Here is a 13,083-nt window from a genome sequence, read left to right as displayed (position 1 = left end):
ATAAAAAAATCAATGACTTAATACTAAAAGCATGCAACCTTGATATCTCCTGGATATCACCGAAGATTATCAATTGGATGAAGCAGGCTTTAAGACCTGTGCGTTTAGATAGGAAAAGCCCTCGTCTAGAGGCTTCTGCATGGCCAAGTCACACTCTATGATGGCGCGTTTGCAGGAATGGCCGGCGCCTGTCGCCGACCTGGCACCAGTTCGACTCGATGAAGGAACGTAGAATGATCGAGACACGTTTGCTCAGGCAGTTCATCGCCGTGGCCGAGGAGCTGCACTTTCACAAGGCAGCCATTCGCCTGCACATGGCGCAACCGCCCCTGAGCCAAGCGATCAACCGACTCGAGGAGAAGCTTGGCTTCAGCCTGTTCCTGCGCAACAAGCGCGGGGTCAAGCTCACAGCGGCCGGGATGGCTTTCCTGGAAACCGCGTATCGCACCCTCAAGGAGCTCGAAGAAGGCATCGAGTATGCGCGCAATGTCTCCGAGGGTATCTGCGGCAAGCTGACCATCACGGCCATTTCCATCGCTTACTACGAATCACTGCTCAATTCGCTGCGGCGCTTTCGCGAAACCTACCCCAACGTGCGCCTGACCATCCGCGAAATGCCCTCGGCCTCCCAGGCCACGGCGCTGATGGCCGGCGAAGCGGACATCGCCTTCATGCGCAAGCTGCCGATGCCGCCTGACCTGATCGAGTCGCGCTTGATCCTTAACGAGCAGATCGTGATGGCCTTGCCGGCCCATCATGAAAAAGCCCGCCAGTCGATGGTCGATCTGCGAGATTTTGCCGAGGAAGATTTCGTTTTCACCCCACAGGTATTGGGCAATGGTTACTTCAGCCAGCTGATGGCCCTGTGCGAAGCGGCCGGTTTCTACCCCAAGGTGGTGCAGGAAGCTGGCCAGATCCATACCCTGATCGGCCTGGTCGCGTGTGGCTTCGGGGTGGCGCTGGTGCCAGAGTCGATCGCCCACTCGACCCTGCGCGACCGGGTGCTGTTCCGCCCGATCAAGCCGGTCAATGAACAGCCCAACCCGAGCATGGGCCTGTACATGAACTGGAACAGCCAGAACGCCTCCCCTGCCCTGGGCAGCTTCATCTCGATGCTCGACCTGGGCGCGCCGAAGCGCTTCAGCGATACCCTGCTGGACCTCGCTACCCAGGAAGAGATCGTGCGCCGCGAACTACACCGCTAGCCCATGCAGGCGCATCCAGGCATCCAGCGCCAAGGCCGTTTCCAGGTTGTTACGGCGTAACTGCGAATTGAAATAACCCTGCGCCTGGTTGAGCTGCGCCGCCAGCTGGGCGCGGTCGATGACCTGGAACACCGGGCTGTGTGAATCGCTCAGCAGCAGCCGGATGCGATCACGCAAGAACCGCTCATACGCCAGGTTGGCCGAGGTCGGGTAAGGGCTTTTCTTGCGTTCCAGCACCGCAGCGGGCAGCAAGTCGGCACAGGCCTGCTTGAGCAACCACTTCTCCTGGCCATCCTTGCCCTTGATCGACCAGGGCACGTTATAGACGTACTCCACCAGTTCGTGGTCGGTATACGGCACCCGCACCTCAAGGCTTGCGGCCATGCTCAAACGGTCCTTGCGATCGAGCAGGATCGGCAGCCAGTGATGCAGGTGCAGGTGGCAGATCTCCCGCATCCTTCGCTCGTGCGGGCTGTCGCCGGCCAGATGCTCGACCCGGTCCAACGCCTGGTGGTAGGCGCTGTCCTGATACCCGGCAAAGTCGCACAAGCGATTGAATTCAGGGTTGATCAGCTCGGCTTGCAGCAGCTGCATGCGCGACAGCCAAGGCAAGCGCGGCGCGGCAATCGCCTGGGGATCGCGGAACCAGGCATAGCCGCCAAACACCTCATCGGCCGCTTCACCGGAGATCGCCACCGTGGAATGTGCGCGAATCGCCTTGAACAGCAGATACAGCGAGGTATCGACGTCACCGAAGGTATTGGCCGAATCGTTGGCCCGGTACACCGCCTCGCGCGCGGGCCCTGCGACCAGCTCGCGGTTGTCGATCAAAATGGTCTGGTGCTGGCTGCCAATGAACTGGGCGGCGGCCAGCGCATAGGGCTCATCCCGCTCGGGGCGAAAGCTATCGGCCTGGAACTGCTCGGCCTGGCCAACAAAATCCACCGAGAACGAATTGACCGTCGCGCCATGCTCGGCCTGCAGCTTGCCCTGGGCCATGGCGGTGAGAATGCTCGAATCCAGCCCGCCGGACAGCAGCGAGCATACCGGCACGTCAGCATAGAGCTGCTCGCCCAGCGCCTTGCCGAGCAGCTCGCGGGTGCGCTGCACTGTGCTGTCGAGGTCATCCTCATGCTCGCGCCGGCTCAGTTGCCAATAGCGACTGACCTTGACCTGGCCTTGCGGGCGCCAGGACAAACGATGCCCGGGCGGCAGCTCGCTGATGCCGCGAAACGCCGTGCGCGCTGTAGCGCGTGACAGGCTCAGGCCATCCACCAGGCCGACCACATCCAGCGCTTTGGCGAACTCCGGGTGGGCCAGGATGGCCTTGATTTCCGAGCCAAACAGCAGCCCTCGCCCCTGCTGCGCGTAATACAGCGGCTTGACCCCGAGGCGGTCGCGCACCAGCAGGAAATGCCCGTCACGGGTGTCGAACACGGCGAAGGCGAACATCCCCGAGAGCTGCTCGCAGCAGGCCTCGCCCCACTGCAGATAAGCGTGTAGCACCACTTCGGTATCGCTGCGGGTCTGGAACTGGTGCCCCAGCGCCTGCAAGCGTTCGCGCAGCGGGTTGTGGTTGTAGACTTCGCCGGTGTACACCAGCGCCACTTGCTGGCCGTCGGCGAACCGATAAGTCATCGGCTGCACGCCACCGGCCAGGTCGATGATCGCCAGCCGCCGGTGACCGAGCAGCGCGTGGCGGTGGCGCCAGCTGCCATGGGCATCCGGGCCGCGCAGGGCCAAGGTGTCGGTCATGGCGGCGATGATTGGCTGTTGTTGTTCAAGGTCGCGGGTGAAGTCCACCCACCCTGTAATTCCACACATGTGCGCCTCTCCTACTGAGCCTGGGTGTCTGCCGGCACCAGGCCGACCAGCGCTTGCAAGCGCTTGGCGATATCCAGCAACTGCCGTTCACTGTCGCGTCGACCCATAATCTGCACCGCCAGCGCCGCCTTGCCATCCGTGCTCTGGCTGATCGGCACGGTGATCGCCGGCAGACCGCTGAAGCTGGCCAGCGGGGTAAAACTGATTTTCTGCGCGTAGTCGGCGTCTGCTGGCGACGGGATGGTCGAGTCGCCGGGCTGCGGATGACGCAGGTCGAATGGCCGGTTGGGGTCCATCGGGAACACCACGAAGTCGACCTGGGCGGCGTCGAACCAGGCGTCAATCCCGCCACGAATCTGGTCCATGCGCTGGTGAATACGCTGGTATTCGCTGTCGCTCACCCCGGCGCCTACGGCCAGGGCGCTTTGCGTCGACCAGTGCAGCTCACAGTCGAAGGCCTGCTGCCAGGCTGCCGAAGCCAGCCAGGCATCGCGTGCGCACAGCTGCCAGGCGTCGCCACGGCAGGCCCACAGTTCAGGCATCTGCACCTCGCTTTGGCGCATGCCCAGCTCAGTCATGGCATGGCGGGTCTTGTCGAGCATGGCCAGCATCTGCGCGCTGGTCAGGCCCGGCTCGTGCACATGGCTGAGAAAGCCGACCTGGTATTGCGGTTTGAGGGGTTGCTGCTCGCCGAGCAGGCCTTCAATGCCCAGCAAGGGAAACAGGAAGTCGAGGTCGTCAGCGGTGCGTGTCACCCAGCCCAAGGCATCCATGCGGGGCGACAGCGGGAACACCCCGGCCAGGCTCTGGGCCTTTTGCGTCATGCGCAGGCCGACCATGCCGTTGTGTGATGCAGGCCAACGTACCGAGCCGAGTACGTCGGTGCCCAACGAGATATCACACAGCCCCGCTGCAACCGACACCGCCGAGCCCGTGCTGGAGCCTGAAGGGTCGATAGTAGGGAAACGCGGGTTGCGACAACCGCCACCAAAGGCAATGTTCAGCTCGGTGGTAGTGACCTTGCAGGTCAGCGCCACGCGCGGGTCCAGCCAGGTTAGCGCCTCGGCGCTGCGCGACGGGTAATGGCGGTAGCTGCGCAGGCCCAGGCGGGTGGGCAGGCCGGCAACGTCGACCGTGTCCTTGACGCCCAGGCGATACCACGGCGCGGCGACCGCTCGGCTACTGACCAGGCAGCGATAATGGTTATCGGCATGCACTGACCATTGCTCGTACTGGCTAGCCCATTCAGCGGCCAGCGCCGGGTTGGCTTCCAGGCGTGCGTGGCGCTCGCGCAGGCTCAGTGCCAGGTACTGCGGCGGCTGCCGGCCACGCGACGGATCGGCGCCGCAGTTGGCCAAGTAAGCGGCAATGGCATCTTCGGTTTTAACGTGTGGCATCGGTGTATTCCTTGACAGAAGAGGCAGCCGCCCAGGGTTGCGGCTTGCCGGTTGCAGAAAGCGGCAGATGCGCGACCCGCCGCACCGCGAGCGGGCGCGGGGTGGCAGGCAGCAGTTCGGTAAAAGCACCCAGTACTTCGCGCTCGGTCAGCGAACTGGAGCAAAACAACAGTTCATAAGCCTCGGCGCGCAGGGCGTCGCGCACCGGCACGCAGGCCAACGCCGGACAGCCGAGATGACTACTCAGCTCACTGCCCAGTCTTGCCAGATCGACGCGCAGGCCGTTGACCTTGATCAGGCTGCTGACCCGGCCGAGCCACTGGAAGCGCCTGGCATCCAGTGGCTGAACCAAGTCGTCGCAGCGGTGGCTGGCAGCGGTAGCCTGGCCTTGCTCACAGGCGATGCGCGGGCTGGCCACTTCAAGCGGCGCCGGTTGCCCTGCCGGGGTCAGCAGTTCGACATCGTCGAGCAAGGTCCAGGGCTGATCGGCCGTGCTCTGCCCATCGAGCTGCCGAAACGCCATGGCACCGGTTTCGGTCGAACCCAGCAGCTCGACGAAACGCACCTTCGGCCCGGCAAAGCGCTGCACGATGGCCAAGGCATCCGGTGGCAACGATGAGGCACTGTGCAGGACCAGCACCTGGCGGTTGCCCACTAGCCTGGCCAGCAGCCCCGGCAGCAGGCGCCAAGTGCTGGCGATCGCCAGGATCACGCAATGCCCTGTGCCGTCGAGCCTTGGCAGTTGTTGCTGTTCCATCGAGCAAAACTGCACCGGCGCGCCGCTCACGCTTGCGCCGAACTCGCCGAGGATCTTGCCGTAGCTGTGGCTCGCCGGGGCAAACGAGATAATCTCGCCGGCATCCGCCGCCCAGCGCTGGTAGATCAAGCGCGCCTCGCAGACCATCTGCGCATGGCTGCGCAACCAGTGCCGCGGCGCCCCGCTGGAGCCGGAGGTCTGAAACAGCTGGTGCTGGCTCACACGCTGGCCTGCAAAGTCAGTTGGTCCTCGAGCTTTTGCGCGACGAAGCGCTGCATCTTGTCCAGGGTCTCGAACCAAAAGCGCACGTCGTCGCTGAGGTAGTCCACTTCGATCTCAAAGCACTGCTCGATCGCGGTAATCACTTCGACCGCCATCAGGCTATCGAAGCGCTCACCAATGAAATCGCGGAAACTGGCGTGGCGATCAAGGCTGGCGACCTCGGCGCCGAGCAGTTGCTCAAGCGTGTGACGAATGCGCTGTTCAATAGAGGGGGTATTCACGAGCGTGTGCTTCCTTGTGGTGAGCCTGCGTTGATCAGCGCTGAACCTGCGCTGTAGAACACCTGTGCAGGCGCGATGGGGTCGAATTGCAAGTAAATGAATGCGCCGCTGTAAGTGGCGCGTAGCGCGGCATACAAGCCGTCGGCCAGCACCTGCTGGGCGAGCGCGTCGCGCTCTTCCGAGCAGGTGATGCGCAGGTGAAATTGCGCAGGCTTGCCTTGGCGATCGACGCTGGGCAGTGGCATGCCGGCGCTGAACACGCAATCCAGCGGCAAGGGGGCGAAGAACACCATGCAGTGCGCAGGGTCGGCGCCGAGCCCCTTGAGCACCCGGGTGAAGCCTAGGGCGATGCGCTTACGCTCGATCAGCGCCAACGGCGCGCAGGCGACAGTAATGGTGGGCATGGGCCGGTCCTTAGGAGAGGTGGAGGTTGGGTAGCTGCGTACGTGCGCCGTTGACCAACGCCAGCAATAGCTGGCCCAGACAGGCAGACAGTGGGTCCTGGCCCTCCAGGTACAACGGCGACCAGGCAAAGCCCTGCCCAGTGCCGACCTTGTCGAGGAAAAAAACCAGGTGCGGAATATCGATCGGCAACTCAAGGGCGAGCGACAACGCCAGGGCCTGATAGGTGCTGAGCAAATCAGGGATACGCTGGCCCAGATTGGCAAACCCTCCCTGGCGTACTTTGTGCGCGGCGAGCAGTGTCGCGGCCTCGGCCTTCACCTCCAGGCCGAGATAGGCCAGGCAGCCCAAAGCCTGCAACCCCGCGCGCAAGGACGACTGGCCTCGCGGATAGGCCGAATAGGCAATTACACCGCCCTCTTCGCGGCCACAGCTGCGCACGAAGCGTTCCAGGCCGGGCAGATCCACCCCGGCACTGTCGTTCAGCGCTTGCAGGATCGACACCGCCGAGGCGCTGGAGACCAGATCCGAGCCACGCCCTTCCCAGAAACCGAAACCACCATCGGGGTTCTGTAACGAGGCCAGCCACTGGCCGATGGCCTGGCGCGCCCTTGGCTGCTCGGCAAACGCCCCAGCGGCCAGGCCCCAGGCAGTACAGCGCAGCTCGGCGCCACGCCCGGGCATGTACATGATGCCGGCTTCATTGGGCATCTGGCAGCCTTCGATCCAGCGCAGTGCAGCATCACGATCATCATCGCCAAGGCCATTGCCGAGCAGGCCCGCTGCGGTGCTCAAGACATCGGCGGCGCTGCTCACTTCACGGTAGCTGTAGCCACCCTGGGGCATGGCCAGGGTAGCGATGAACGACGCCAGCGCATCGGCCATATGCTCAACCGGTTGGCCCATCGCCTTGAGCGAGCCCACGGCGCAGAACACCGCCCAGACATCCTCGCCGTCATAACCCTGCCAACGCACGAATCCGCCGCTTGGCCCACGCAAGGCCTCGATCCAGTTCACGCAGCGCTGTCGGTCCAGCGGCTGCGCGTTGAGTTCGGCCAGGCTTGCGGTGGCGCGATAGGTCGCCCACAAGCACGGCGATTGCGCCGTCTCGCTGAAGCGAAAGCCGCCTGCCTCGACTTGTTGCGCCTGCAGCCAGCCGATCAGCCGCGGCCGGTCCCAGGCCGGTGCGCGCAGGCCCGCTCGTTCAAGGGCGCGGGCGGCCATCACGCCATAGAAGCAGGCGCGGGTATCGGCCACATCACGCTTGGCGAAATCAGCTGACCAGCTCAGGCCGCCGTTAGCGCACTGCAAGCCGTCGAGCCAGCGGTACAGGGCGTCGGCGTCGTGTACCTGACCATTGCACACGTCCAACAAGGTGCGCAGTGCATAGTGCGTTGCCCAGGCATCTGCGGTTTGCCCTGGGCACATGGCATAGGCGTCGCCATCGAACAGGGTATGGATCCACTGCGCTGTGGCCTCGCGCTGATCGACCGGTGCGGCGAGATCCTTGAGTGTTTCGGTGCAATAGAATGTCGCCCAGGCATCGGACGGCATGCCCTTGCTCCAGGCATAGCCGCCATCACGGTTGCGCCGAGACTGGATATAGGCCTGTAGCTGCGCCACATTCGCGCTGGGAAGCCGCTCGATCCAGGCCAGGCTGCGGATCGCCGCGTAGGTGCACCACAAATCCGGTTGATGGTTAGCCAGGCCTCGCCCTTGCGGGAAGCGCGGCTGTTGCAGCAAACGCTCGCTCATTGCTGGCCACCGACAAAGCGCAGGTTGGTTTTCTTCCAGCTTTTCTGCGAGGCGCCGCTCTTGCTCAGGGCCGAGAGATTGTTGACGAACAGGATGCGGCTCCAGCGCAGGCGCATCCGCGCTTCGGACTGGGCTTGCAGGTGCTGCTGCAAGGCAGTCTCCTGGTCATTGTCCCAACGTACATCACGCTCCAGGATCAGTGCCGCGGTGTCGCTGTCACGGTCGACTTCGATCATGTAGCCGGTCGCGTCGCAGCTGCCGTACACCACCTCTTCCACTGCCCGAATTTCCAGGCCGACACCGCTGACCGTGACACTGTCATTGTCGCGGCCATTGATCAGCAGGGTCGGGCTGATCTGCCCCGGCTCACAGCCACCGGTGATGGTGACACTGTCGCCGGTGTCCAGGCGCAGGAGCGGCCGGGCGTAGAGATTGAGCGGCGTGACCAGCAAACGCCCAGTCAGGCCTTGGGCTGGCGCGACCACGCGGCCATCGGCCAGCAGCAGTTCGAAGTAGTTGGTCGCAGTGGCCAGGCGCATCACTTGATCGTCGCCCACCGCCGCCAAGGTGCCGGTCTCGGTGCTGCCGTAGCTTGCGTCGAACACCTGGCACTGCCACCAACGCGCCAGGCGCTGGCGAAACGGCTGGGTGTTGACCTCGCCCAACAGCATGATCGACCGCACCGACTGGGCGAAGCCGTCGAGCATGTCGCGCTGCTTCAGGTACCGGGTCAGTTGCACCAGTACGCCTGGGGCGATGAACAATACCGTAGGTTGGTAGGTGGCGAAGGTCTTGCACACCCGTTCCCAGTCGGTGATGCCGGTGGTGAACGGGTACAGCCGCACATGGGAGACATCCAGGTATTCGCAGACATTGGCGATCAGGTCACCGACTGGGACGATGTCCGAGGGCATCAGGTTGGCCACCCGTGCCCCGGCCGGTAACAGCGAGCGCCAGTGACTGGCAACGCTGATGGCGTTCCAGATGATGTCCTGTTTCAGGCGCGGGGTAGGCGTCGGCTCACCCGTGGTACCGGTGGTGGCGTAGTACTTGGCGGCGGCGCCAAGGCCTACGGTGCAAAAGTCCAGTGGCCGTGCCTTGAGGCAGGCCTTGGCGGTTGGTTGCAGCTGGTGAAAGGCTGCCAGGCTGAAGGCTGGCAAATCCCTGTAGAAGGTGCTGGCCCGAGCACGCTCCCAGGCCGCGTGCAACTTGCCGGTATAAAAAGCCTGTTCGGGCATGCGCCCAAGTTGCTGTCGAAGTTCGCTTTCGGCGTCCTTAACGACAGCGTAATCATGATCCGTGTGAACTAACATCGACCCGCCCCTCTCGAATAAGTCGCGACGAGAATTGGCGAGTGCCTGCGCTGAGTAAAATACTATTTTCGATCCTGCGGTGAGAGTCGCGAAGTATTAGTTGCCCTTGAAATACAAGGATTTAGCGTAGGAAGCGAGGACAAAAAATAACCATCTGCCGACGCCACGGGGGTGGTGGCCACGTATCAGATAAAGACGTTTATTGTATTTCCCAAGCTGTGTCGTCACTGCGCACTATCGCCGCCACCTGCAGCACTTGCAGATTGAGCGACGATCATTCAGGGAGACACAGATCATGTTGAGCACATGCGCCCAGGTGCTGGACGGCCAGACGGCCTGGACACCCGATTCATGGCGCGAATACAACGCCGCCCAGCAACCGCACTATGCCGATGTGCAAGGCTTGCGCCAGGCCACTGCCAGCCTGCGCCGGGCTGCGACGCTGGTCAGTGCGCAATCAATCGACCTGCTCAAAGCCCGCTTGGCTCAGGCGCAACAGGGCCATGCCTTCGTCCTGCAAGGCGGCGACTGCGCCGAGGCTTTTGCCGACACCGACCCCGCCGCGCTCAAGCGCCTGCTGGTACTGATGGAGAACATGAGCCAGGCGCTGATGCCCGGCCTGCAACGGCCGGTGATCAAGATCGGCCGCTTGGCTGGGCAATATGCCAAACCGCGTTCCAGTGATATCGAGACCCGTGCTGGCCTGAGCTTGCCGGTCTATCGCGGCGATATCGTCAACCAAGCCGAGTTCTGCCCGCAGGCACGCCGGGCTGATCCTGCCCGCTTGCTACAGGCCTACGCCCACTCCGCCAGTACCCTGGAGCATGCCAGGGCGATCCAGGCCATCATGCACAGCGACAACCTGGCCGAGCGAAGCCTATTCATCTCCCATGAGGCGCTGCTGCTCGAATATGAGCAAAGCCTGACCCGCCAACAGGCCGATGGCCGCTGGCTCAACCAGTCCACCCACCTGCCCTGGATCGGCCTGCGCACCGCCCAGCCCGACGGCGCCCATGTGGAGTACCTGCGTGGGGTGGACAACCCGCTGGCGGTCAAGGTCGGTGCCGACACCACGGCCAGTGACTTGCTGCAGTTGGTCGAGCGGCTCAATCCGGGCAATCAGCCAGGCCGATTGACCCTGATCCACCGCATGGGCGCGCTGTTGCTGGGCGAGCGTCTAGGTGCGCTGATCGATGCGCTAAAGCGCGCCGATGCCAAGGTGTTGTGGCTGTGCGACCCCATGCACGGCAACACCCGCACCCTGCCCTGTGCCACCAAGACCCGCGCCTTCGACGACATCCTCGCGGAAATCGCCATGGCCTTCCGGGTGCATGCCCGGCACGGCTCGATCCTCGGCGGCCTGCACCTGGAAATGACCGGCGAGGCGGTCACCGAATGCCTCGGCGGCCCCGCCGATCTGCAGCCGAGCGACCTCGGCCAGCGCTACCTGAGCAAGGTCGATCCACGCCTCAATGGCGAGCAAGCCCTGGAGCTGGCGCGGCGGGTCAGCCTCGATCGCCTCGCATGCAACGCCAACATCCGTTAACCTTTTCCTTCACTCAAGGATGAGTCTGATACACCAATGCCTATCGTCATTTACGTTTTTTCGCTGTGCACTTTCGCGTTCGGCCTGTCTGAATTCGTCGTCGCTGGCCTGGTCTGGGCCATGGCTGAGGATCTTGGCAGCCCCATCACTGCCGTAGGCTCGGCGATTGCCGCCTATGCCTTGGGCGCTGCCATTGGCGCGCCAATTGTCACCGCGCTACTGGTGACCTGGCGCGATCGCTCGGTATTGCTCTTGACCCTGGCGGTGCTCGGCCTGGGCAGTTTGCTGCTGGCCAAGGTCGATCAACTACTGGCTCTATACGTGCTGCGCTTTCTGATTGGCCTGGCCCATGGGGTGTTCATGGCCGTTGCCTCCAACGTTGCAGTCAAACTGGTCGAGCCGGCGCGCGCCGGCCGCGCGCTGTCGGTGGTGTGGATTGGCCTGACCTTGTCGTTAGCGCTGGGTGTGCCGCTTGGCACGGTGCTGGGTAGCTTCTGGTCGTGGCGAGTAATTTTTGTCGTGCTGGGTGTGCTGGGCTTGTTCAGCGTGATTGGGCTGCTGCGGCTGATGCCCAGCGGGGGCGCGCCACAGACTGCCGCGCAGGGTGGCCCGATGGCCGGTCTGGCGGCAATCATGCATACCGCGCTGCTGTCGGCTGCGGGGATTGCCATGTTGGTCAGCGTGGCGGTGTTCTCATTCTTTACCTACGTGTCACCGTTTGTGCTGGAGGTGACCAAGGGAAGCGTGCAGCTGCTGGGGCTGGCGATGCTGATGTTCGGGGCCTGCACGATCCTTGGCAACCTGCTGGGCGGCTATGTCGCCGATCGCTACGACAGCACGCGCTGCCTGATGGCTGCCCTGAGCTTGCTCGCCGCCAGCTTGGCGCTGTTGTACGTCGCCAAGCATTACGCGTGGGCGGTGCTAGTTTTGGTCGGCGTGCTCGGCGCGCTGTTCTTCGCCATTGTCACCCTTTCGACCTTGCGTCTGCTCAACCTGGCTAAAACCTTGGCCCCCAATGCCACCGGCGTAGCCTCTGGCCTGAGTATCGCCGCGTTCAACCTGGGCACAGCAGTGGGTGGGGCCATTGGTGGCGGGTTGATCACTCACCTGGGCTTGTCCTACCTGCCCCTGGCTGGGGTTGGCGCGGCGCTGATCGCGCTGCTGGCACTGGCCGCACAGGCAGCGCCTGATCCGGCACCCACTACGGATGCCGAACCGCAGCGCTGATCTTCAGCCTTGGCGGGCGCAGCGCCACAGTCTGGCGATGTCACTGGCGCGAGCCCGCAGCAGCTCAGGTGCATTGGCACAGGCTTGCTCCAGGGTCATCGGGCCACTGGCCAAGGCAAAGGCGGCATCGATACCGTGGGCGTACAGTTGCTGATAGCCGTCGCCCAAGGTGCCGGCGAGCACTACCACCGGCACGCCGTGGCGCTTGGCGACCCGGGCTACGCCCATCGGGGTTTTGCCGCGCAGGGTCTGCGCATCGAATCGGCCTTCACCGGTAATCACCAGATCAGCCCCCTGGACCAGCGCATCCAAACCGGCCAGCTCGGCCACCACTTCGACCCCGGGGCGGAAACGCGCGCCCATGAACGCCTTGGCCGCAAAACCCATGCCGCCGGCCGCGCCACACCCTGGAAAGTCACGTACATCTTCACCCAGCAGTGGCACACAGTGATCGGCAAAGTGGCCCAGGGCATGGTCCAGCGCCTGCACCTGGTCAGGGCTTGCGCCCTTCTGCGGGCCAAAGATGGCCGACGCGCCGTTAGGTCCGCACAGCGGATTGTCGACGTCTGCCGCGACCTCGACCTGTACTTCGGCCAGACGCGGGTCGAGGTCGCTGGCGTCGATCCGCGCCAGCTGCGCCAGGGCCAGGCCGCCCTCGGCGAGCGGCTGGCCGTTGCCATCCAATAGGCGCAGGCCAAGCGCACGCAGCATGCCGCTGCCGCCGTCATTGGTGGCACTGCCGCCGATGGCCAGGACGATCCGCCGCGCACCGGCCGCCAGGGCCGCCGCAATCAGTTCGCCAGTGCCCCAGGTGCTGCTGCGACAAGCATCGCGCTGACCGGTCGGCACCAGTTGCAGGCCGCTGGCCTGGGCCATTTCGATGATCGCGGTGCGGCTTTGCGCAAGCCAACCCCAGCCGGCTTCGACGCTGTCGCCCAGTGGTCCCCGAACCCGTTGCCGACGCAATTCGCCCTGGCTTGCGGCCAGGATCGCCTCCATGGTGCCCTCGCCGCCGTCGGCCATCGGGCATTCAACGTAGTCGGCGTGCGGCCAGACCTCGGCCAGGCCGCTGGCAATGGCGCGGGCGACACCGGCAGCGTCGAGGCTGTCCTTGAACGAATCGGGGGCGATAACGACTTTCATGGGGATTCTCC

The 13,083-nt window shown here is 63.9% G+C and carries 11 protein-coding genes; 3 read left to right on the top strand and 8 right to left on the bottom strand.

Translation table 11 applies throughout. The features are described from left to right. Positions 1-233: 233 nt before the first annotated feature. Complete coding sequence (locus OIU19_RS01095) at positions 234-1,205, top strand: LysR family transcriptional regulator (protein WP_264232736.1); 972 nt, start codon at positions 234-236, stop codon at positions 1,203-1,205. Here OIU19_RS01095 and asnB read toward each other — a convergent pair. From asnB to OIU19_RS01060, 7 genes are read right to left on the bottom strand one after another with little or no spacing between them, the layout of a single operon-like run. Then, the gene (gene asnB, locus OIU19_RS01090; protein WP_264232734.1) at positions 1,194-3,029 is read right to left on the bottom strand and encodes an asparagine synthase (glutamine-hydrolyzing); all 1,836 of its coding nucleotides are present in this window, start codon (positions 3,027-3,029) and stop codon (positions 1,194-1,196) included. The genes OIU19_RS01095 and asnB overlap by 12 nt on opposite strands. Positions 3,030-3,040: 11 nt before the next feature. After that, complete coding sequence (locus OIU19_RS01085) at positions 3,041-4,426, bottom strand: amidase (protein ID WP_264232732.1); 1,386 nt, start codon at positions 4,424-4,426, stop codon at positions 3,041-3,043. Next, positions 4,413-5,405, bottom strand: coding sequence for an AMP-binding protein (locus tag OIU19_RS01080; protein WP_264232730.1), 993 nt, complete (start codon positions 5,403-5,405; stop codon positions 4,413-4,415). The genes OIU19_RS01085 and OIU19_RS01080 overlap by 14 nt, the downstream gene beginning before the upstream one ends. Further along, positions 5,402-5,686: an acyl carrier protein gene (locus tag OIU19_RS01075; protein WP_264232728.1), complete on the bottom strand. Its 285-nt coding sequence runs from the start codon at positions 5,684-5,686 to the stop codon at positions 5,402-5,404. Before OIU19_RS01075 ends, OIU19_RS01080 begins: the two co-directional genes overlap by 4 nt. Further along, on the bottom strand, positions 5,683-6,090 hold the full coding sequence (locus tag OIU19_RS01070) for a hypothetical protein (RefSeq protein ID WP_264232726.1): 408 nt from the start codon (positions 6,088-6,090) through the stop codon (positions 5,683-5,685). The genes OIU19_RS01075 and OIU19_RS01070 overlap by 4 nt, the downstream gene beginning before the upstream one ends. Before the next feature lie 10 nt (positions 6,091-6,100). Further along, positions 6,101-7,843 (bottom strand): prenyltransferase/squalene oxidase repeat-containing protein, encoded by a 1,743-nt coding sequence (locus OIU19_RS01065; protein WP_264232724.1) that lies wholly within the window; start codon positions 7,841-7,843, stop codon positions 6,101-6,103. Then, on the bottom strand, positions 7,840-9,156 hold the full coding sequence (locus OIU19_RS01060) for a phenylacetate--CoA ligase family protein (RefSeq protein WP_264232722.1): 1,317 nt from the start codon (positions 9,154-9,156) through the stop codon (positions 7,840-7,842). Before OIU19_RS01060 ends, OIU19_RS01065 begins: the two co-directional genes overlap by 4 nt. A 295-nt stretch (positions 9,157-9,451) precedes the next feature. Here OIU19_RS01060 and OIU19_RS01055 point away from each other — a divergent pair, with 295 nt between their 5' ends. Together OIU19_RS01055 and OIU19_RS01050 are read left to right on the top strand one after the other, a co-directional pair. Then, complete coding sequence (locus tag OIU19_RS01055; protein WP_264232720.1) at positions 9,452-10,702, top strand: 3-deoxy-7-phosphoheptulonate synthase; 1,251 nt, start codon at positions 9,452-9,454, stop codon at positions 10,700-10,702. Between the two features lie 36 nt (positions 10,703-10,738). Next, entirely contained in the window at positions 10,739-11,929 is a 1,191-nt protein-coding gene (locus OIU19_RS01050; protein WP_264232718.1) for an MFS transporter, read from the top strand. A gap of 3 nt (positions 11,930-11,932) precedes the next feature. Here the strand turns inward: OIU19_RS01050 and OIU19_RS01045 are convergent, their stop codons facing one another. After that, positions 11,933-13,072 (bottom strand): glycerate kinase, encoded by a 1,140-nt coding sequence (locus OIU19_RS01045; RefSeq protein WP_264232716.1) that lies wholly within the window; start codon positions 13,070-13,072, stop codon positions 11,933-11,935. Between the last annotated feature and the right edge of the window lie 11 nt (positions 13,073-13,083).

Origin of the sequence: Pseudomonas sp. BT-42-2, assembly GCF_025847435.2 — a bacterium.
Classification (GTDB): domain Bacteria; phylum Pseudomonadota; class Gammaproteobacteria; order Pseudomonadales; family Pseudomonadaceae; genus Aquipseudomonas; species Aquipseudomonas urmiensis.
The sequence above is the reverse complement of the archived record's forward strand: the minus strand, read 5'-3'. Positions and strand labels throughout refer to the sequence as shown.

What these genes read in the sequence shown, in the direction of transcription:
- asnB (WP_264232734.1), bottom strand. Translation starts at nt 3,029, where the DNA reads ATGTGTGGAATTACAGGGTGGGTGGACTTCACCCGCGACCTTGAACAA.
- OIU19_RS01060 (WP_264232722.1), bottom strand. Translation starts at nt 9,156, where the DNA reads ATGTTAGTTCACACGGATCATGATTACGCTGTCGTTAAGGACGCCGAA.
- OIU19_RS01095 (WP_264232736.1), top strand. Translation starts at nt 234, where the DNA reads ATGATCGAGACACGTTTGCTCAGGCAGTTCATCGCCGTGGCCGAGGAG.
- OIU19_RS01070 (WP_264232726.1), bottom strand. Translation starts at nt 6,090, where the DNA reads ATGCCCACCATTACTGTCGCCTGCGCGCCGTTGGCGCTGATCGAGCGT.
- OIU19_RS01050 (WP_264232718.1), top strand. Translation starts at nt 10,739, where the DNA reads ATGCCTATCGTCATTTACGTTTTTTCGCTGTGCACTTTCGCGTTCGGC.
- OIU19_RS01085 (WP_264232732.1), bottom strand. Translation starts at nt 4,426, where the DNA reads ATGCCACACGTTAAAACCGAAGATGCCATTGCCGCTTACTTGGCCAAC.
- OIU19_RS01055 (WP_264232720.1), top strand. Translation starts at nt 9,452, where the DNA reads ATGTTGAGCACATGCGCCCAGGTGCTGGACGGCCAGACGGCCTGGACA.
- OIU19_RS01045 (WP_264232716.1), bottom strand. Translation starts at nt 13,072, where the DNA reads ATGAAAGTCGTTATCGCCCCCGATTCGTTCAAGGACAGCCTCGACGCT.
- OIU19_RS01065 (WP_264232724.1), bottom strand. Translation starts at nt 7,843, where the DNA reads ATGAGCGAGCGTTTGCTGCAACAGCCGCGCTTCCCGCAAGGGCGAGGC.